This window comes from Faucicola osloensis, from assembly GCF_020041925.1.
Lineage (GTDB): Bacteria > Pseudomonadota > Gammaproteobacteria > Pseudomonadales > Moraxellaceae > Faucicola > Faucicola osloensis_D.
The window spans coordinates 626,905-643,227 of sequence record NZ_CP083409.1 but is presented as its reverse complement, the minus strand read 5'-3'; the positions used below and the strand labels follow the sequence as shown (position 1 = coordinate 643,227).

Below are 16,323 nucleotides of genomic sequence, written 5' to 3'. Positions count from 1 at the left end.
GTAAACGGCTATCAAAATATGACAGAGCACTCGCAGTCTCCCAAACGTCCTGCCCATCCTAACAAAAAACGCGACACTCCATCGCAACAATCGGCTCATCAACACCCCAAACGCACGCCGAGCAAACAACCGCCGAGCAAACAACCGCAGTCTGCAGATGACGATATTTTAGATTTTGCTAAAGTCAATTACTTGACCGTCACGCGCCAGCAGCATGACCAACGTGTGGATAACTTTTTGTTGGGTCGTCTTAAAGGACTGCCGCGCTCACACGTCTATAACATGATTCGTTCCGATGAAATCCGTGTCAATGGCAAACGCTGTAAACCTCACGATAAACTGCAGCGTAATGACGTGGTGCGCATTGCACCCATCAAGCTTGCCACGCGTGAAAAACCCGTGATTAGCCCTGACTTTGCCCAAAGCTTGCTTGAGCGCATTGTGTATGAAGATGATGGTTTAATCGTGCTCAATAAACCGTCAGGTATGGCAGTGCATGGCGGCAGTGGCGAGAGTTTTGGCGTGATTGAAGCCATGCGAGAAGCAACGGGTAAAAAATACCTTGAGTTGGTACACCGCATTGACAAAGATACCTCTGGCTTACTGATGATTGCCAAAAAACGCTCAACCCTTAAAACTTTACAAGAGCATTTGCGAGAAAAAACCTTGCAAAAAACCTATCTGTGTTTGGTCGCAGGTTGGATAAGTAGCGAAACACAAACCATTGATAAACCGCTACTAAAATACACGTTGCCTGCCACACAAGAAGGCAAAAGCGGTGAACGCCGTGTCAAAGTAGATGTAAAATCCGAAGACAGCAAGCCAAGTCAAACCCAAATTAACGTGTTGCAAAAATTCGAGTTAAATGGTCAAAAAGTCAGCTTAATTGAAGCCAAGCCGCTGACAGGGCGTACCCACCAAATTCGGGTGCATTTGGCGAGTATCGGGCATCCATTATTGGGTGATGATAAATATAATCCGAATGTGGCTAAAGGCGATAAAAGCGTGCGCCGTTTGTGCTTGCATGCTTATCAGCTTGCTATTCCGGAATATGAAACGATTACAGCCGAATTGCCAGTCGATATGCAAAATTTGATAGAGAATCAACATGATTAACATGAAAAACAAATCGCTAATCATTTTTGACTGGGATGGCACGCTGATGGATTCGGTTGGCTTAATCGTCGATGCCATGCGCTATGCGGCTGAAAAGCACGGTTTAACCGTCACCGATGAAGCCACAAAATCCATTATTGGCATTGCATTGGTGGATGCGTTTCCCATCCTGTTTCCCAACGACAGCGATAAATATGATGAACTTTTAGCCACTTACTCTGAGTATTATGTCAAGCATTGCGACAACGACAAACTGTTTGATGGTATTAAAGAATTGATTCAAGATTTACACGCGCAAGGCAAAACCTTAGCCATTGCCACAGGGAAAAAGCGAAAAGGGCTGCAGCGCGTGCTACCCAATTCTGGGATTCAAGCGTTTTTTACGCTCACCAAAACCGCTGACGAAACCGCAGGTAAGCCCAATCCCTTAATGCTTGAGCAAATCTTGGTAGAAACAGGTACAAGAATTGAAGACGCTGTTTTTATTGGTGATAGTATTCATGACATCCGTATGGCAAATAATATCAACATGGACAGCATAGCAGTGAGTTACGGCTGTGAAAAAGCCGACGTTTTGGTGAATGAAAATCCCGCAATGTTAGTTAATTCAGTGAGTGAATTGCATAAAACTATGCTGTAACCCTTTGAAATTAGTTACCGAGTTTTTTTGTTAAACCCCCAAACTTCGAGTAGAATAACGGCAACTAAAAATTTTAAAAAGCTGTTAATAATGACCGAAGAACTACTCATCAACATCAGTCCATCTGAGAGCCGAGTCGCCGTGCTCGAAGATGGGATACTGAACGAAATCTTTATTGAGCGCCATAGCAAACTTGGCTCAGTGGGCAATATCTACCTTGGCACAGTGGTGCGCGTACTGCCAGGCATGCAGGCGGCATTTATCGATATTGGGCAATCGCGTACCGCGTTTTTGCACGTCAATGATATGCAGACCCTGCGTCCTAAGCTCTCAGCTATTGAACCGCCCAAACCGCAAAACCCCGCGATTGACAACACCTTAGACCCTGACACCACTACGCTTGCGATGACCACAACCACCTATCAGCCACCGCCTAGCGAGTTGATAGAAAACCGCTTGTATGAAGGACAGCGTATCTTGGTGCAAGTGATTAAGGACCAGTTAGGCAGTAAAGGCGCACGACTGACGACGGATGTGTCATTGCCTTCGCGTTATTTGGTGTACTTGCCGTATGGTGAACATATCGGGATTTCACAGCGGATTGATGGCGATGAGCGAGAGCGGTTAAAAACACAGCTTGGCGAGCTGATGCACCAAGTCAATCTACAAGGCGGATTGATTGCCCGTACCGCTGCCGAAAATATCCCACAATCCAAACTTGAAGAAGATATTTACTATCTACTGCAGCTTTGGCGGATGGTACAAGCCCGCCGTGAACAAACGCCGACACATCGCCGTTTTGAGCTGATTTATCAAGATTTGTCGCTACCTTTGCGCGCGATTCGAGATTTGATTGGTGAGCAGACTGAAAGGGTGACGGTCGATAACGCCCGAGTGTTTGATGCTATTCGTCATTTTGCCAAAGAATTTGTGCCACTCATTTATCCACGTATTCAATTGTATGAAGGCGAGCAGGCGTTATTTGATGTTCACCGCGTTGAAGATGATTTAAAAGACGCGCTCAATCGCCGTGTTAATCTCAAATCAGGCGGTTATCTTATCATCGACCAAACCGAAGCCATGACCACCATTGATGTCAATACAGGCTCATTTGTCGGAGGGCGTTCTCTTGAAGATACGGTGTATAAAACCAATTTAGAGGCCACCCACGCCATCGCCCGTCAGCTGCGACTGCGTAATTTGGGCGGGATTATCATTCTTGACTTTATCGATATGCAAGAGCAACAACACCGCGATGAAGTGCTAGCAAGCCTGCAAGAACAATTAAAGCGCGATTATGCCAAAACCAACATCAGCGAAGTCTCAGCGCTTGGGCTCATCGAGATGACTCGCAAGCGCACGCGAGAGAGCTTACAACAACAGCTTTGTGAGCCGTGTCCAACCTGTGGCGGTAAAGGCTTTGTCAAAAGTGCCGAAACCGTGTGTCTGGAGATTTTCCGTGAATTGATGCGCTGTGCCAGAACCTACAACGCCCCTAAGAAATTTACCGTGGTCGCAAATAGCGGCGTGATTGATTTGCTTGAAACCATTGAAGCGGATACGGTGGCAGAGATGGAATATTTGCTGGGTCGTCCGATTAACTTGGAGAGTGATAACCGTTTTAATCAAGAACAATATGATATTTTGTTGGATTGAGAAGTTGAGGATAAAATGTTAGAGGAAAAGAATATTCTTAGATTTAATGATGCATGGAAAGGTAAAAACTACGGGTTACTTCCAGTTAGTATAGAGGGCAAAAAACTTAAAGACAGGTTTCAAAATTCAGATAAATGGAAGTTGATTTCTCAAGATAATAAATATACTGAAAAAAATGATAAACAAATAGATATTTATCGTGGTTCAGACTATATTTTTCAGAATGTAGAAGATGAAAGCAAAATTGTCACAATCATTTGCAATTCATCTAGGTCTGGCAAAAATGTACAATGGATATTTAAACTATCATTTGAAGAAGAAATTGATTTTTAATTTTGTGGAGCAGTTATAATGACTACATTTCTAGAGCAAAATAATCCTTTTGAAAAATTTGAAAAACAGAGAATTTGGAGAGAGTTTTTTTTAACACACACACTTACCGATTGCATTGAAAAAAATATTCAGATTTCTTCAGTCACACTAAGAGTTAAAGGAAAGTCATTTGACCATCTAAACATACACAAAGCATATGGAAAATTGTATCAAAGTATAAAGTTTTGGAGCGAAAATGAAAAAACACTATTGGACTTCAAGAAAGAGAGAAGAATTAAATATAGAAGAAGGGATGATACTATTTATACAGAGTATTACTATTTTAGCAATTTCATATTTAGTGCGGAGAATTGTGAAAATTATTGGGTGGATTTGAGTTTTAGTATCATACCAAATGATAAACTTGAAGAATTAAAATCTAATGCAAATTATGATGAAAAGAAATGTCCTACTCTATTACAAACTGTTTATGGATTGATGAAAAAATACCCTGAATTCGATTTGAAAATAGATGCAAGTTTTTAAGAAATTAAAATACTTATTGCAAATATTCAAAAAATCAGTATAATACAGCCCACTTAACTTATTGCAGGGCGACGAAGATGATTCGTCAGTTCATAAAAGAATAAGCCCTTTAATACAGTCGCTCCATTGATTGCGACACGAAATTAAAGAAGACAGTTTCACCGACTATTAATCATGCTATCTATGTATTGCAAGTTAATGGTTTGAGTGGGACTGAAATTTTTTTATTTTCAAAAAGTGCCTGTCAAAAACAGGTAAAAAATGCAAGTTAGGTGTTTACTCAATAACAGCTTAACACCCAACGCAAATTAACCCATATCAAACTTTATATTAGGAGCTTACTGGCATGGCTAACCAGAAAATCCGTATCAGACTTAAATCTTTTGACCATCGTCTGATTGACCAATCAGCTCAAGAGATTGTTGATACCGCAAAACGCACAGGTGCACAAGTTCGTGGTCCAGTACCGCTACCAACTCGCATTGAACGCTTCAACATCTTAACCTCACCACACGTGAACAAAGATGCCCGTGACCAATACGAAATCCGCACATTCAAACGTATGGTAGATATCGTTCAGCCTACTGACAAAACAGTCGATGCACTGATGAAGTTAGATTTGGCGGCGGGTGTTGATGTACAAATCGCATTAGGCTAACCCCTTAGGTTTCATCCTTAGGACTCAGACCTATATTGAATAACAGTAAAAATTAAGAGGTTAACAACATGGCGATCGGTTTAGTCGGAAAAAAATGCGGCATGACTCGTATCTTCACAGAAGCAGGTGTTTCAATTCCTGTAACTGTTGTTGAAGTTACTGCCAACCGTATCTCTCAAATCAAAACACAAGACACAGACGGCTACCAAGCTATCCAAGTAACAACTGGTGAACGTCGTGATTCTCGTGTTAATGCAGCTCAAAAAGGTCACTTTGCAAAAGCTGGCGTTGCTGCAGGTCGTGGCACTTGGGAATTTCGCGTCGAAGACAGCGAACTTGAAGGCCGCGAAGCAGGTAGTGAAATCGCTGCTGACTTGTTCCAAGTAGGTCAAATCGTTGACGTAATTGGTACCAGCAAAGGTAAAGGTTTCCAAGGTGGTATCAAACGCCACAACTTCCGTTCACAAGATTGGACACATGGTAACTCAGTATCTCACCGCGTTGTGGGTTCTACAGGTCAAAACCAAACACCGGGTCGTGTATTTAAAGGCAAAAAAATGCCAGGTCAAATGGGTAACAAACGTGTGACCGTACAAGGCTTAGAAGTGATTTCAGTTGATGCTGAAAAAGGTATCCTAGTTATCAAGGGTGCAATTCCTGGTGCCAACGGTGGCGACGTTTTAGTACGTCCATCAGTTAAAGCTTAATCAAGGGGATTAACGTGAATCTAAATACAGTAACAGGTTCGGCGGTTGAGCTATCAGACGTAGCATTTGGTCGTGAATTCAACGAAGCACTTGTACACCAAGTAGTTACCGCTTATTTAGCGGGTGGTCGTCAAGGTAGCCGTGCTCAAAAAACGCGTGGTGAAGTATCTGGCGGTGGTAAAAAACCATGGCGTCAAAAAGGTACTGGTCGTGCACGTGCAGGTTCAATCCGTAGCCCAATTTGGGTCGGTGGTGGTCGCGCATTTGCAGCCAAACCACAAGATTGGTCACAAAAAGTGAACCGTAAAATGTACCGTGGTGCCATGCAATGCATTCTTGCTGAATTGATTCGTCAAGACCGTTTGGTATTGGTTGATGACATCAGTATTTCAGCACCAAAAACTAAAGAGCTTATCGCTAAACTTAAAGACTTAAATGCCCCTAAAGCATTAATCGTTACCAATGAAGTTGACGAAAATCTTTACTTAGCTGCTCGCAATATTCCATACGTCAGCGTACTAGGTAGCACTGAAGTTGATCCAGTTAGCCTAATTGCGTTTGACAAAGTCATCATGTCTGTCGCAGCCGCCAAAGAAATTGAGGGAGTGTTAGCATGAATAACGCAAGACTATATCAGGTACTAAAAGCACCTGTATTTTCAGAAAAATCTCAAATCTTGGGCGATACGTTAGGTGTGCAAGTGTTCAAAGTTGACACCAACGCGACAAAAAAAGAGATTAAAAAAGCCGTAGAATTAATGTTTGAAGGTGTTGAAGTAGTTAAAGTTAACACTTTGAATGTTAAAGGTAAGACAAAGCGATTTGGTCGCACGGTAGGTCGTCGTCAAGACTTCAAAAAAGCCTATGTGACCTTAAAAGCTGGTCAAGATGTTCAAGTAGCCGACGTAGCAGAACAACCTGCTGCTGACAACGAATAAGGATTACACAATGCCTATCGTAAAAGCCAAACCGACATCACCAGGTCGCCGATTTGTCGAGAAAGTGGTGCATCCACACCTTCATAAAGGTCGTCCTTATGCAGCATTAGTAGAGTCAAAAGGCAAAACTGGTGGTCGTAACAACAACGGTCGCATCACTACCCGTCATATCGGTGGTGGTCATAAACAGCATTACCGTGTTGTTGACTTCAAACGTAACAAAGACAACATCCCTGCTGTTGTAGAGCGTATTGAGTACGATCCAAACCGTACTGCCCACATCGCACTACTTAAATATGCAGACGGTGAGCGTCGTTACATCATCGCACCAAAAAAATTGCAACAAGGCGATACCGTTATTTCTGGTGAAACTGCACCAATTCGCCCAGGTAACTGCTTACCACTGCGTAGCATTCCAGTAGGTACAGTGATTCACAATATCGAACTTAAAATCGGTAAAGGTGCACAGATCGCTCGTTCAGCAGGTGCTGCGGTTCAATTATTGGGTCGTGATGGTATCTATGCAATCGTTCGTTTACGTTCAGGCGAAACTCGTCGTATCCACGTAAATTGTCGTGCGGTTATCGGTGAAGTATCAAACACTGAAAATAACCTTAAATCATTGGGTAAAGCAGGTGCAAACCGCTGGCGTGGCGTTCGTCCTACCGTTCGTGGTACTGCAATGAACCCAGTTGACCATCCACACGGTGGTGGTGAAGGTCGTAACTTCGGTAAACACCCAACCAGCCCATGGGGTCAAAAGGCTAAAGGCCTTAAAACACGTTCTAACAAACGTACTGACCACATGATTATCCGCCGTCGTCGCGTCAATAAGAAATAAGGAATAATTTCATGCCTCGTTCATTGAAAAAAGGTCCATTCATCGATGCGCACTTGTTTGCCAAAGTTGAGAATGCGTTAGAAACTAACTCACGCAAACCAATCAAAACTTGGTCACGTCGCTCAATGATTTTGCCACAAATGGTCGGCTTAACTATTTCTGTTCATAACGGTCGTACACATGTACCTGTTATCGTAAACGAGCAAATGGTTGGTCATAAACTTGGTGAATTCGCCCCAACCCGTACATATCGTGGTCATGGCGTTGACAAGAAATCTAAGAAATAAGGTGCTCATCATGGAAGTAACTGCAAAATTACGCGGTGCCGCCATTTCGGCACAAAAAGTACGCTTAGTTGCTGACGAAGTTCGCGGCAAATCAATCGAGCGTGCATTAGATATCTTAACCTTTAGCAACAAAAAAGCCGCTAAATTGGTTAAAAAATGCTTAGAATCTGCGATTGCTAACGCTGAGCATAACAATGGTTTAGACATCGATACATTGCGTGTTTCTACCATTTATGTGGATGAAGGTATTACGTTAAAACGTGTTTTACCACGTGCCAAAGGTCGTGCTGACCGTATTAGCAAACGTACTTGCCACATCACAGTTAAGGTAGGAGCATAATATGGGACAGAAAGTTCATCCAATCGGCATCCGTCTTGGCGTAATCCGTAAATCAAACGCTAACTGGTATGCAGATCCAAAAAAATACTCTGAATACTTAATCAACGACCTACAAGTTCGTAAATATTTAGAGAAAAAGCTTAAAGCAGCGATGATCAGCGGTATTAGCATCGAACGTCCTACAGGCGCAGCTAAAATCACTATCGCCACGGCACGTCCTGGTATCATTATTGGTAAAAAAGGCGAAGATATTGAAAGCCTACAAAAAGAACTTACCAAATTAATGGGCGTACCAGCACAAGTTAGCATTGAAGAAATCACCCAACCAGACCTAGACGCACGTCTAGTAGCTGACGGTATTGCTTCACAACTTGAACGTCGTGTCATGTTCCGCCGTGCTATGAAACGTGCTGTTCAAAACAGTATGAAAGCTGGCGCACAAGGTATCAAAGTTGAGCTATCAGGTCGTCTTGGCGGTGCTGAGATTGCTCGCTCAGAGTGGTATCGTGAAGGTCGTGTACCTTTGCATACATTACGTGCTGACATTGACTACTCAAATGTACGCGCAGAAACCACTTACGGTACTATCGGTGTAAAAGTTTGGATTTTCCGTGGTGAAGTGCTTGACGGCATGAACCGTGTATATAATCCAGTCAAAGAAGAAAAGCAAGCACGTGCACCTCAAAAACGTCGTGCTCGTAATGATCGTAGCGACCGCCCACGTAGTGAGCGCCCAGCTAAAGACAGAGGTTAATCGATATGTTACAACCAAAACGTACCAAGTTTCGTAAAGTACAAAAAGGACGTAATACGGGGTTAGCTCACCGTGGTAGTAGCGTATCTTTTGGTACAATCGGACTTAAATCAGTAGAACGTGGTCGTATGACTGCACGTCAAATCGAAGCTGCTCGTCGTACGATTTCACGTCGTATCAAGCGCGGTGGTAAAATTTGGATTCGTGTATTCCCAGACAAACCAATTACCGAAAAACCACTAGAAGTTCGTATGGGTAAAGGTAAAGGTCCAGTAGAATACTGGGTATGCGAAATCAAACCAGGCAAAATGCTTTATGAAATCGAAGGGGTTTCTGACGAGCTAGCAACTGAAGCGTTCACGCTTGCAGCTGCCAAGTTGCCTTTCAAAACCACCATTGTTAAACGGACGATAATGTAATGAAGATCAGTGAACTTAAAGACAAATCAGTCGAAGAGCTGACCCAATTACTAGACGAAAAGCAATTAGAAACATTTCGTCTTCGTATGGCAAAAGCCACTGGTCAGTTAGGCAACACCCATGAGATTAAAGCAAATCGTCGTACGATTGCTCAAATCAAGACTCTTATCTCTGAAAAACAGAACACCGAAAACCAAGGGGCTTAATCATGAGTGAGCAAAATACCAACCAAGCTAACGCTACTGAACAAAGTACAGTCACTGGTAAAGTTGTCAGTGACAAAATGGATAAAACCATTACTGTACTTGTTGAGCGTCGTATTCGTCATGCCAAATATGGCAAAATGATTCGCCGTTCGACCAAACTACATGCTCATGACGAAAATAATGAGTGTGGCGTTGGTGATACAGTTCGTATCAAATCAACACGTCCACTATCAAAAACCAAATCTTGGGTGTTAGTAGACGTCGTAGAAAAAGCAGTTAATATTTAATTTAACTTAAATAGATAGTTATAATTGCAAAGCAAGTCAGTAACTGCTACAATACGCCACCTTAAAAATGGCTTATTGTGGCAAAGACTTGTTTTGCCAATTTATGGAGTAACGCGATGATTCAGACTGAAACAATGCTGGAAGTTGCAGACAACAGTGGTGCAAAACGAGTTATGTGCATTAAAGTGCTAGGTGGCTCACATCGTCGTTATGCATCAGTAGGCGACATCATTAAAGTGACTGTGAAAGAAGCAATTCCACGCGGTCGTGTCAAGAAAGGTGATGTAATGAACGCGGTAGTCGTACGCACGAAGTTTGGTGTACGTCGTCCTGACGGTTCAGTACTACGTTTTGATGATAATGCAGCTGTGTTGTTGAACAACAATAAAGCACCAATTGCAACACGTATTTTTGGACCAGTAACCCGCGAACTACGTGGCGAACAATTTATGAAAATTGTTTCATTAGCCCCAGAAGTATTGTGAGGAAAACATGGCAAAATTACGTAAAGGCGACCAAGTGATTGTAATTGCTGGCAAAGATAAAGGCAAGCAAGGTACAGTACTAGCAGTAAAAGAAGACCGTGTAAAAGTTGAAGGCATCAACATCGTTAAAAAACACCAAAAGCCAAACCAACAGACTGGCGTTGAAGGTGGTATTATCGAGAAAGAAGCATTTTTACACATTTCAAATGTTGCAATTTATAATGCAGCAACCCAAAAGGCAGATCGTATTTCTTACCAATTGAATGGCGAAGGCAAAAAACAACGCGTTTATCGTTCATCTGGTGAAGTTGTGGCGACTGCATAACCATCTAAGGGTATCAGTAATGGCAAGACTTAAAACACAATATAACGAACAGCTTAAGCAAAAAATTCAGCAAGAGCTTGGTTTAGCCAACGTTATGGAAATCCCTAAAATCACCAAAATCACCCTAAACATGGGTGTGGGTGATGCGGCTCAAGACAAAAAAGTTCTTGAGGGTGCATTAGCGGATATGACGGCAATTGCCGGTCAAAAACCTGTAGTAACCAAAGCTCGCAAATCAGTTGCAGGCTTTAAAATCCGTGAAGAATGGCCAATCGGCTGTAAAGTAACGTTACGTGGCGACCAGATGTACGAATTTTTAGATCGTTTAATCTCAATCGCTATTCCACGTATCCGTGACTTCCGCGGTTTTACAGATAAAGCATTTGATGGCCGTGGTAACTATTCATTAGGTATCAAAGAGCAAATCGTTTTCCCTGAAGTTGACTTTGACAAAATCGACCGTATTCGTGGTTTAGATATTACCATTACGACCACCGCAAAAACTGATGATCAAGGTCGTGCATTGCTTAAAGCATTCGGCTTCCCATTCAAGGGCTAACAGCAAGGATAAGGCAATATGGCAAAGAAAAGTATGATTAATCGCGAATTTAAACGCGAAGCGACTGTTGCTAAATATGCTGAGAAGCGTGCAAAGCTTAAGGCAATTATCAGCGACATCAATGCAACTGACGAAGAGCGTATGGACGCAATGCTTACATTACAAGCACTGCCACGTGATGCTTCACCCGTACGTTTGCGTAATCGTTGTGCATTGACAGGTCGTCCACACGGTTATTTCCGTAAATTTGGTCTTTCACGTAACATGATTCGTGAAAAAGTAATGCAAGGTGATGTACCTGGCGTTCATAAAGCAAGCTGGTAAGGGGAAACAATATGAGTATGCAAGATACCGTTGCTGATATGTTGACTCGTATCCGTAATGCACAAATGGCTCAAAAAGCGTCTGTGACTATGCCAAGCTCAAAACTACGTAAATCAATTGCTGATTTACTAGTGAAAGAAGGTTATGTTGCAACCGCAGAAACTCAAGAAGTTGGTACAGGTAAAGCTGAATTAACCATCGAGTTAAAATATTTTGAAGGTAAACCAGTTATTGAGACGATTAAACGTTATAGTCGTCCAGGTTTACGTCAATACCGTGGTAAAGATGCACTACCAAGCGTCCAAAAAGGTCTAGGTGTAGCAATCATCTCTACTAATAAAGGCATCATGAGCGACCGTGAAGCTCGTGCAGCTGGATTAGGCGGCGAAGTTATTGCGTTCGTAGCTTAATTAACATTGAGAGGGACAGGCATAGTTTGTTGTGCCTGTTCGTTTTTTTATCATTTTTATAGGAATTACCCGTATGTCTCGTGTGGCTAAAGCCCCTGTAGCACTACCAAATGGTACAAGTGTTACTTTGAACGGTCAGCAGGTTGAAGTTAAAGGTAGCAAAGGTACGCTAACTTTACGCCTGCATGATTTGGTCGAGCTAAAACAGGAAGATAATCAAATTATTCTTTCACCAAAATCTGACACCAAAGACGGTTGGATGCACACTGGTACAGTTCGTGCATTATTAAGCAACATGGTTAAAGGTGTTACTGAAGGCTTCGAACGTCGTCTACAATTGATTGGTGTTGGTTATAAAGCCGCTGTTGCTGGCAATAAAGTTAACCTAAACTTAGGTTACTCACACCCAATCGAATATGTATTACCTGAAGGTGTTACTGCTGAAACCCCAACTGCGACTGAAATCGTGTTAAAATCTAGCGACAAACAAAAGCTAGGTCAAGCAGCAGCAAACATTCGTGGCTATCGCCCACCTGAGCCTTACAAAGGCAAAGGCGTTCGTTATAGCGATGAGTATGTCGCTCGTAAAGAAGCTAAGAAAAAATAAGGTGAAATGACATGTTTGATAAAAAAGCTGCTCGCCTTCGCAGAGCGAAAAAAACCCGTGCACATATCCGTGGTTTAGGCGTAAATCGTCTATCTGTTAATCGTACTAACACCCACATCTATGCACAAGTTATCTCACCAACAGGTGGTGAAGTGTTAGCCCAAGCTTCAACGTTAGATACTACTTTACGTGCTGGTCAAACTAGCAACATCGAAGCTGCAACTGCCGTTGGTAAATTAATTGCAGAACGCGCTAAAGCTGCCGGTATTACTAAAGTTGCGTTTGATCGTAGCGGTTTTAAATATCATGGGCGTGTTAAAGCATTAGCTGAAGCCGCTCGTGAAAATGGATTGGAGTTCTAATCATGGCAAAAGTTGAACAAACAGACGGTTTAGTAGAGCGCTTAGTCACAGTTGGCCGTGTATCTAAAGTTGTAAAAGGTGGTCGTATCTTTTCTTTCACCGCACTCACAGTGGTAGGCGATGGTAATGGTCGCGTTGGTTTTGGTCGTGGTAAAGCACGTGAAGTGCCTGCAGCGATTCAAAAAGCACTAGAAGCTGCCAAACGTAATATGATTACCGTTGATTTAGCGGGTACGACCCTTCAACATCCTATTACTGCTAGCCACGGTGCAAGCCGCGTGTATATGCAACCAGCCTCTGAAGGTACCGGTGTTATCGCCGGTGGTGCAATGCGTGCAGTATTAGAGGTTGCAGGCGTAGAAAACGTATTAGCAAAATGCTATGGTTCAACCAATGCTGCTAACGTTGTACGTGCAACTTTCAACGGGTTAAAAGAAATGTCTTCTCCTGAAAAAGTTGCGGCAAAACGTGGCAAATCAGTTGAAGAAATCTTGGGCTAAGCTAAGGTGAGCTAACATGAAAAAAATGAAAGTTACTCAAGTAAAATCGAGTGCCCATCGCCTAGCAAGCCATAAAGCTTGTTTGAAAGGTTTAGGGTTACGTCGTATTGGACATACTGTCGAAGTTGAAGATACCCCTTCGACCCGTGGTATGGTAAACCGCGTTAACTACTTAGTTAAAGTGGAGGAAGTATAATGGGTCTACGTTTAAATGAATTGAGCCCAGCTGAAGGTTCAAGAAAAAATAAACTTCGCCGTGGTCGTGGTATCGGTTCTGGTATCGGTAAAACCGGTGGTCGTGGTGTCAAAGGTCAAACCTCACGTACAGGTTCTGGTATTCGCTCAGGTTTTGAAGGCGGTCAAATGCCTTTATACCGTCGTTTGCCAAAATTTGGTTTCACCAGTAAACTTGCAATGGTAACGGCAGAAGTGCGTTTATCAGAATTAAACCAAGTTGATGGTGACGTGGTAAGCGTTGAGTCTTTAAAAGCAGCGAATATCATTCGCCACGATATGCAACGTGTTCGTATCATCCTTTCAGGTGACGTAACCAAAGCATATACTTTTAAAGGTGTTAAAGTGACTAAAGGTGCTAAAGCGGCTATTGAAGCAGCTGGTGGTACTGTTGAGGAGTAATCCTACATGACTAAGCATTCAACATCGATGAATCCTCTAGCATTTATTCGTAAGTACGATGAATTATTTAATCGTTTACTATTTTTGTTGGGTGCTTTAGTCGTCTATCGTTTCGGTTCACACGTACCTATTCCAGGTATGGATCCAGAAAGCTTATCGAAATTTTTTCAAACCAATGAAAATACTATTTTAGGTTTGTTTAATATGTTTTCTGGTGGGGCATTAGAGCGGATGTCAGTCATGGCACTCGGGATTATGCCCTATATTTCTGCTTCAATCATTGTCCAGATGATGACAGCGGTTATACCATCATTGGATGCATTAAAAAAAGAAGGCCAAGCCGGTCAACGCCAAATCAACAAGTATACACGCCAATTAACCCTTGCATTAGCTTTGGTTCAATCAATTGGTATGTGTACAGGTCTGATTAGTCAGAATTTGACATTGACCAGTGGTCTTGGTTTTTATATTCCTGCGGTAACCTCGTTGGTTGCAGGGTCGATGTTTTTGATGTGGTTAGGTGAACAAATTACTGAACGTGGTATTGGTAACGGTATTTCAATGCTAATTTTAGCGGGTATCGTAGCGACTTTTCCACAAGTGGTCACACAGTCAATTAACTCTGTCCAGCAAGGTCAAATGAATATGATTGCCTTGTTGATATTTAGTTTATTGGCGTTAGCGGTGGTGGCGGGGATTGTGTTTATTGAGCGCGCACAGCGCCGTATCCCCGTCAACTATGCCCAAAAGCAATCGCAAGAAAGAAAAATATATGCACAGCAGCAATCGCATTTGCCATTAAAAATTAATATGGCAGGGGTTATTCCAGCGATTTTTGCTAGTTCATTATTATTATTCCCAGCGAGTTTGGGACAGTGGGTGGGTCAATCACCCAATCCAAATATTTTTCAAAGCTTCTTGCAGAATATGGCATTAGTATTGTCACCGGGTCAGCCACTGTATTTGGTAATTTTTGCAGCCTTGATTATTTTCTTTTGTTATTTTTATACTGCGTTGGTATTTAGTCCAAAAGAAGTATCAGAGAATTTGAAACGAAGTGGGGCTTATATTCCAGGTATTCGTCCAGGTTTACAAACCCAACGTTATTTAGATCATGTATTAAATCGCTTAACCTTTATTGGTGCGATTTATATGACAATTATTTGTTTGATGCCGATGATATTGCAATCTGCGTTTGGTATTCCGTTTCATTTAGGTGGTACCTCAGTACTAATTAGTGTGGTCGTAATTATGGACTTTATTGCCCAAGTTAAAGCGCACTTAATGACTCACCAATACCATGATTATTCGCTGATGCAAACAATGGAAGTCAAGCATTCATAACTACTACTAGGAGCTGAAAATGAAAGTTCAAGCATCTGTAAAAAGAATCTGCGGTAGCTGCAAAATTGTACGCCGCAAAGGCGTTGTTCGCGTTATTTGTAGTGCAGAACCGCGTCACAAACAACGTCAAGGTTAATCTAAATTGTTAGATTGGACTTGAAATCAGGTGGCGGATACTGTATTATCCGCTACTTGTCGTTATTTTGTCACATTTGTAGATAACCAAATGTCTCAAAATGCTACATCAGTAGATGATTAACTCATCTTTTCCTTATAATTGGAGAAATGTCAATGGCTCGTATTGCCGGTGTAAACATTCCGGACAACAAGCATGCTATCATTTCACTCACTTATATTTTTGGTATTGGTCGTACCACTGCTGCTAAAATTTTAGAAGCGGTAAACATTGCACCAACTACTAAAATCAGTGAACTAAATGATGCTCAGCTTGATGCTGTCCGTACCCAAGTTGCAGAATATGCGACTGAAGGTGACTTGCGTCGTGAAATCTCGATGAATATTAAACGTTTAGTAGACTTAGGTTGCTATCGTGGTTTGCGTCATCGTCGCGGTTTACCAGTAAATGGTCAACGCACAAAAACAAATGCGCGTACTCGTAAGGGTCCACGTAAAGCAATCAGAAAATAATTAACTTAGGAAGCTAAAAGATGGCAAAAGACACTCGTAGTCGCAAAAAAGTGACTCGCCGCTCGGTAGCTGAGGGCGTAGCGCACATCCATGCGTCTTTTAATAACACCATTGTAACGATTACCGATCGTCAAGGTAATGCTTTGGCTTGGGCCACCGCTGGTGGACAAGGCTTCCGTGGTTCACGTAAATCTACACCATTTGCTGCACAGGTTGCGGCTGAAGTTGCTGGTAAAGCAGCACAAGAATATGGTGTCAAGAATGTTGATGTCTTGGTTAAAGGTCCAGGACCTGGTCGTGAGTCTGCGGTAAGAGCCTTAGGTGCATTGGGTTATAAAATAAACAGCATTAGCGATATAACCCCGATTCCTCATAACGGAACTCGTCCACCGAAAAAACGTCGCGTATAAGGAGACT

At 42.3% G+C, this 16,323-nt stretch carries 30 protein-coding genes; all 30 read left to right on the top strand.

The genetic code is table 11. From position 1 onward, the window contains the following. Positions 1–18: 18 nt before the first annotated feature. The 30 genes from LAJ61_RS02875 to rpsK all read left to right on the top strand — a co-directional run bounded on the left by LAJ61_RS02875 (position 19) and on the right by rpsK (position 16,316). Positions 19–1,116 carry an RluA family pseudouridine synthase gene (locus tag LAJ61_RS02875; RefSeq protein WP_224054392.1) on the top strand — a complete coding sequence of 366 codons (1,098 nt, stop codon included), beginning with the start codon at positions 19–21 and terminating at the stop codon, positions 1,114–1,116. Next, positions 1,109–1,756 (top strand): HAD family hydrolase, encoded by a 648-nt coding sequence (locus LAJ61_RS02870; RefSeq protein ID WP_224054391.1) that lies wholly within the window; start codon positions 1,109–1,111, stop codon positions 1,754–1,756. The genes LAJ61_RS02875 and LAJ61_RS02870 overlap by 8 nt, the downstream gene beginning before the upstream one ends. Before the next feature lie 90 nt (positions 1,757–1,846). Beyond that, positions 1,847–3,412, top strand: coding sequence for an Rne/Rng family ribonuclease (locus LAJ61_RS02865; RefSeq protein ID WP_188874905.1), 1,566 nt, complete (start codon positions 1,847–1,849; stop codon positions 3,410–3,412). A 15-nt stretch (positions 3,413–3,427) separates the two neighbouring features. Next, positions 3,428–3,745, top strand: coding sequence for a hypothetical protein (locus LAJ61_RS02860; RefSeq protein WP_224054390.1), 318 nt, complete (start codon positions 3,428–3,430; stop codon positions 3,743–3,745). 18 nt (positions 3,746–3,763) lie between these two features. Beyond that, positions 3,764–4,270: a hypothetical protein gene (locus LAJ61_RS02855; protein ID WP_224054389.1), complete on the top strand. Its 507-nt coding sequence runs from the start codon at positions 3,764–3,766 to the stop codon at positions 4,268–4,270. Positions 4,271–4,616: 346 nt separating this feature from the next. Continuing rightward, positions 4,617–4,928 carry a 30S ribosomal protein S10 gene (rpsJ, locus tag LAJ61_RS02850; protein WP_007115544.1) on the top strand — a complete coding sequence of 104 codons (312 nt, stop codon included), beginning with the start codon at positions 4,617–4,619 and terminating at the stop codon, positions 4,926–4,928. Between the two features lie 68 nt (positions 4,929–4,996). Beyond that, positions 4,997–5,635, top strand: coding sequence for a 50S ribosomal protein L3 (gene rplC, locus LAJ61_RS02845; protein ID WP_099834379.1), 639 nt, complete (start codon positions 4,997–4,999; stop codon positions 5,633–5,635). A gap of 14 nt (positions 5,636–5,649) precedes the next feature. Beyond that, the gene (gene rplD / locus LAJ61_RS02840) at positions 5,650–6,252 is read left to right on the top strand and encodes a 50S ribosomal protein L4 (protein ID WP_007115546.1); all 603 of its coding nucleotides are present in this window, start codon (positions 5,650–5,652) and stop codon (positions 6,250–6,252) included. Then, complete coding sequence (rplW, locus tag LAJ61_RS02835; RefSeq protein WP_007115547.1) at positions 6,249–6,572, top strand: 50S ribosomal protein L23; 324 nt, start codon at positions 6,249–6,251, stop codon at positions 6,570–6,572. The genes rplD and rplW overlap by 4 nt, the downstream gene beginning before the upstream one ends. A 10-nt stretch (positions 6,573–6,582) precedes the next feature. Beyond that, complete coding sequence (gene rplB / locus LAJ61_RS02830) at positions 6,583–7,413, top strand: 50S ribosomal protein L2 (protein ID WP_007115548.1); 831 nt, start codon at positions 6,583–6,585, stop codon at positions 7,411–7,413. Between the two features lie 11 nt (positions 7,414–7,424). Then, positions 7,425–7,700 carry a 30S ribosomal protein S19 gene (gene rpsS, locus LAJ61_RS02825; RefSeq protein WP_007115549.1) on the top strand — a complete coding sequence of 92 codons (276 nt, stop codon included), beginning with the start codon at positions 7,425–7,427 and terminating at the stop codon, positions 7,698–7,700. A 10-nt stretch (positions 7,701–7,710) separates the two neighbouring features. Then, positions 7,711–8,040 (top strand): 50S ribosomal protein L22, encoded by a 330-nt coding sequence (gene rplV, locus LAJ61_RS02820; protein ID WP_007115550.1) that lies wholly within the window; start codon positions 7,711–7,713, stop codon positions 8,038–8,040. 1 nt (position 8,041) lies between these two features. Next, positions 8,042–8,794 (top strand): 30S ribosomal protein S3, encoded by a 753-nt coding sequence (gene rpsC, locus LAJ61_RS02815; protein WP_007115551.1) that lies wholly within the window; start codon positions 8,042–8,044, stop codon positions 8,792–8,794. Between the two features lie 5 nt (positions 8,795–8,799). Then, positions 8,800–9,213: a 50S ribosomal protein L16 gene (gene rplP, locus LAJ61_RS02810; protein ID WP_007115552.1), complete on the top strand. Its 414-nt coding sequence runs from the start codon at positions 8,800–8,802 to the stop codon at positions 9,211–9,213. Beyond that, positions 9,213–9,419, top strand: coding sequence for a 50S ribosomal protein L29 (gene rpmC / locus LAJ61_RS02805; RefSeq protein ID WP_007115553.1), 207 nt, complete (start codon positions 9,213–9,215; stop codon positions 9,417–9,419). The genes rplP and rpmC overlap by 1 nt, the downstream gene beginning before the upstream one ends. Positions 9,420–9,421: 2 nt before the next feature. Further along, on the top strand, positions 9,422–9,706 hold the full coding sequence (gene rpsQ / locus LAJ61_RS02800) for a 30S ribosomal protein S17 (RefSeq protein ID WP_007115554.1): 285 nt from the start codon (positions 9,422–9,424) through the stop codon (positions 9,704–9,706). Between the two features lie 116 nt (positions 9,707–9,822). Next, positions 9,823–10,191, top strand: a complete 369-nt coding sequence (rplN, locus tag LAJ61_RS02795; protein WP_007115555.1) for a 50S ribosomal protein L14 — start codon at positions 9,823–9,825, stop codon at positions 10,189–10,191. Between the two features lie 7 nt (positions 10,192–10,198). Further along, positions 10,199–10,516: a 50S ribosomal protein L24 gene (gene rplX, locus LAJ61_RS02790; RefSeq protein ID WP_224054388.1), complete on the top strand. Its 318-nt coding sequence runs from the start codon at positions 10,199–10,201 to the stop codon at positions 10,514–10,516. A gap of 19 nt (positions 10,517–10,535) precedes the next feature. Next, complete coding sequence (gene rplE / locus LAJ61_RS02785) at positions 10,536–11,075, top strand: 50S ribosomal protein L5 (protein WP_138018551.1); 540 nt, start codon at positions 10,536–10,538, stop codon at positions 11,073–11,075. Between the two features lie 18 nt (positions 11,076–11,093). Next, positions 11,094–11,399 carry a 30S ribosomal protein S14 gene (gene rpsN, locus LAJ61_RS02780; RefSeq protein WP_036593424.1) on the top strand — a complete coding sequence of 102 codons (306 nt, stop codon included), beginning with the start codon at positions 11,094–11,096 and terminating at the stop codon, positions 11,397–11,399. Positions 11,400–11,410: 11 nt separating this feature from the next. Beyond that, positions 11,411–11,809, top strand: coding sequence for a 30S ribosomal protein S8 (gene rpsH / locus LAJ61_RS02775; RefSeq protein WP_065263086.1), 399 nt, complete (start codon positions 11,411–11,413; stop codon positions 11,807–11,809). A 73-nt stretch (positions 11,810–11,882) separates the two neighbouring features. Next, positions 11,883–12,416 carry a 50S ribosomal protein L6 gene (rplF, locus tag LAJ61_RS02770; RefSeq protein WP_007115560.1) on the top strand — a complete coding sequence of 178 codons (534 nt, stop codon included), beginning with the start codon at positions 11,883–11,885 and terminating at the stop codon, positions 12,414–12,416. Positions 12,417–12,427: 11 nt separating this feature from the next. Next, on the top strand, positions 12,428–12,778 hold the full coding sequence (gene rplR / locus LAJ61_RS02765; protein WP_007115561.1) for a 50S ribosomal protein L18: 351 nt from the start codon (positions 12,428–12,430) through the stop codon (positions 12,776–12,778). A gap of 2 nt (positions 12,779–12,780) precedes the next feature. Next, positions 12,781–13,278, top strand: coding sequence for a 30S ribosomal protein S5 (gene rpsE / locus LAJ61_RS02760; protein ID WP_007115562.1), 498 nt, complete (start codon positions 12,781–12,783; stop codon positions 13,276–13,278). Positions 13,279–13,294: 16 nt separating this feature from the next. Further along, positions 13,295–13,474, top strand: coding sequence for a 50S ribosomal protein L30 (rpmD, locus tag LAJ61_RS02755; protein ID WP_007115563.1), 180 nt, complete (start codon positions 13,295–13,297; stop codon positions 13,472–13,474). Next, positions 13,474–13,914 carry a 50S ribosomal protein L15 gene (rplO, locus tag LAJ61_RS02750; RefSeq protein ID WP_007115564.1) on the top strand — a complete coding sequence of 147 codons (441 nt, stop codon included), beginning with the start codon at positions 13,474–13,476 and terminating at the stop codon, positions 13,912–13,914. The genes rpmD and rplO overlap by 1 nt, the downstream gene beginning before the upstream one ends. Positions 13,915–13,920: 6 nt before the next feature. Further along, a complete protein-coding gene (gene secY / locus LAJ61_RS02745) occupies positions 13,921–15,258 on the top strand; it encodes a preprotein translocase subunit SecY (RefSeq protein ID WP_007115565.1) in 1,338 nt (445 codons plus the stop codon). A gap of 19 nt (positions 15,259–15,277) precedes the next feature. After that, positions 15,278–15,394 (top strand): 50S ribosomal protein L36, encoded by a 117-nt coding sequence (gene rpmJ, locus LAJ61_RS02740; RefSeq protein WP_040403280.1) that lies wholly within the window; start codon positions 15,278–15,280, stop codon positions 15,392–15,394. Between the two features lie 155 nt (positions 15,395–15,549). Next, positions 15,550–15,906 carry a 30S ribosomal protein S13 gene (rpsM, locus tag LAJ61_RS02735; RefSeq protein ID WP_224054387.1) on the top strand — a complete coding sequence of 119 codons (357 nt, stop codon included), beginning with the start codon at positions 15,550–15,552 and terminating at the stop codon, positions 15,904–15,906. Positions 15,907–15,926: 20 nt separating this feature from the next. After that, entirely contained in the window at positions 15,927–16,316 is a 390-nt protein-coding gene (gene rpsK, locus LAJ61_RS02730; protein WP_007115567.1) for a 30S ribosomal protein S11, read from the top strand. Positions 16,317–16,323: the final 7 nt, after the last annotated feature.

Coding starts and splice junctions, on each gene's coding strand:
- LAJ61_RS02875 (WP_224054392.1), top strand. CDS start 19: ATGACAGAGCACTCGCAGTCTCCCAAACGTCCTGCCCATCCTAACAAA.
- LAJ61_RS02870 (WP_224054391.1), top strand. CDS start 1,109: ATGATTAACATGAAAAACAAATCGCTAATCATTTTTGACTGGGATGGC.
- LAJ61_RS02865 (WP_188874905.1), top strand. CDS start 1,847: ATGACCGAAGAACTACTCATCAACATCAGTCCATCTGAGAGCCGAGTC.
- LAJ61_RS02860 (WP_224054390.1), top strand. CDS start 3,428: ATGTTAGAGGAAAAGAATATTCTTAGATTTAATGATGCATGGAAAGGT.
- LAJ61_RS02855 (WP_224054389.1), top strand. CDS start 3,764: ATGACTACATTTCTAGAGCAAAATAATCCTTTTGAAAAATTTGAAAAA.
- rpsJ (WP_007115544.1), top strand. CDS start 4,617: ATGGCTAACCAGAAAATCCGTATCAGACTTAAATCTTTTGACCATCGT.
- rplC (WP_099834379.1), top strand. CDS start 4,997: ATGGCGATCGGTTTAGTCGGAAAAAAATGCGGCATGACTCGTATCTTC.
- rplW (WP_007115547.1), top strand. CDS start 6,249: ATGAATAACGCAAGACTATATCAGGTACTAAAAGCACCTGTATTTTCA.
- rplB (WP_007115548.1), top strand. CDS start 6,583: ATGCCTATCGTAAAAGCCAAACCGACATCACCAGGTCGCCGATTTGTC.
- rpsS (WP_007115549.1), top strand. CDS start 7,425: ATGCCTCGTTCATTGAAAAAAGGTCCATTCATCGATGCGCACTTGTTT.
- rplV (WP_007115550.1), top strand. CDS start 7,711: ATGGAAGTAACTGCAAAATTACGCGGTGCCGCCATTTCGGCACAAAAA.
- rpsC (WP_007115551.1), top strand. CDS start 8,042: ATGGGACAGAAAGTTCATCCAATCGGCATCCGTCTTGGCGTAATCCGT.
- rplP (WP_007115552.1), top strand. CDS start 8,800: ATGTTACAACCAAAACGTACCAAGTTTCGTAAAGTACAAAAAGGACGT.
- rpmC (WP_007115553.1), top strand. CDS start 9,213: ATGAAGATCAGTGAACTTAAAGACAAATCAGTCGAAGAGCTGACCCAA.
- rpsQ (WP_007115554.1), top strand. CDS start 9,422: ATGAGTGAGCAAAATACCAACCAAGCTAACGCTACTGAACAAAGTACA.
- rplN (WP_007115555.1), top strand. CDS start 9,823: ATGATTCAGACTGAAACAATGCTGGAAGTTGCAGACAACAGTGGTGCA.
- rplX (WP_224054388.1), top strand. CDS start 10,199: ATGGCAAAATTACGTAAAGGCGACCAAGTGATTGTAATTGCTGGCAAA.
- rplE (WP_138018551.1), top strand. CDS start 10,536: ATGGCAAGACTTAAAACACAATATAACGAACAGCTTAAGCAAAAAATT.
- rpsN (WP_036593424.1), top strand. CDS start 11,094: ATGGCAAAGAAAAGTATGATTAATCGCGAATTTAAACGCGAAGCGACT.
- rpsH (WP_065263086.1), top strand. CDS start 11,411: ATGAGTATGCAAGATACCGTTGCTGATATGTTGACTCGTATCCGTAAT.
- rplF (WP_007115560.1), top strand. CDS start 11,883: ATGTCTCGTGTGGCTAAAGCCCCTGTAGCACTACCAAATGGTACAAGT.
- rplR (WP_007115561.1), top strand. CDS start 12,428: ATGTTTGATAAAAAAGCTGCTCGCCTTCGCAGAGCGAAAAAAACCCGT.
- rpsE (WP_007115562.1), top strand. CDS start 12,781: ATGGCAAAAGTTGAACAAACAGACGGTTTAGTAGAGCGCTTAGTCACA.
- rpmD (WP_007115563.1), top strand. CDS start 13,295: ATGAAAAAAATGAAAGTTACTCAAGTAAAATCGAGTGCCCATCGCCTA.
- rplO (WP_007115564.1), top strand. CDS start 13,474: ATGGGTCTACGTTTAAATGAATTGAGCCCAGCTGAAGGTTCAAGAAAA.
- secY (WP_007115565.1), top strand. CDS start 13,921: ATGACTAAGCATTCAACATCGATGAATCCTCTAGCATTTATTCGTAAG.
- rpmJ (WP_040403280.1), top strand. CDS start 15,278: ATGAAAGTTCAAGCATCTGTAAAAAGAATCTGCGGTAGCTGCAAAATT.
- rpsM (WP_224054387.1), top strand. CDS start 15,550: ATGGCTCGTATTGCCGGTGTAAACATTCCGGACAACAAGCATGCTATC.
- rpsK (WP_007115567.1), top strand. CDS start 15,927: ATGGCAAAAGACACTCGTAGTCGCAAAAAAGTGACTCGCCGCTCGGTA.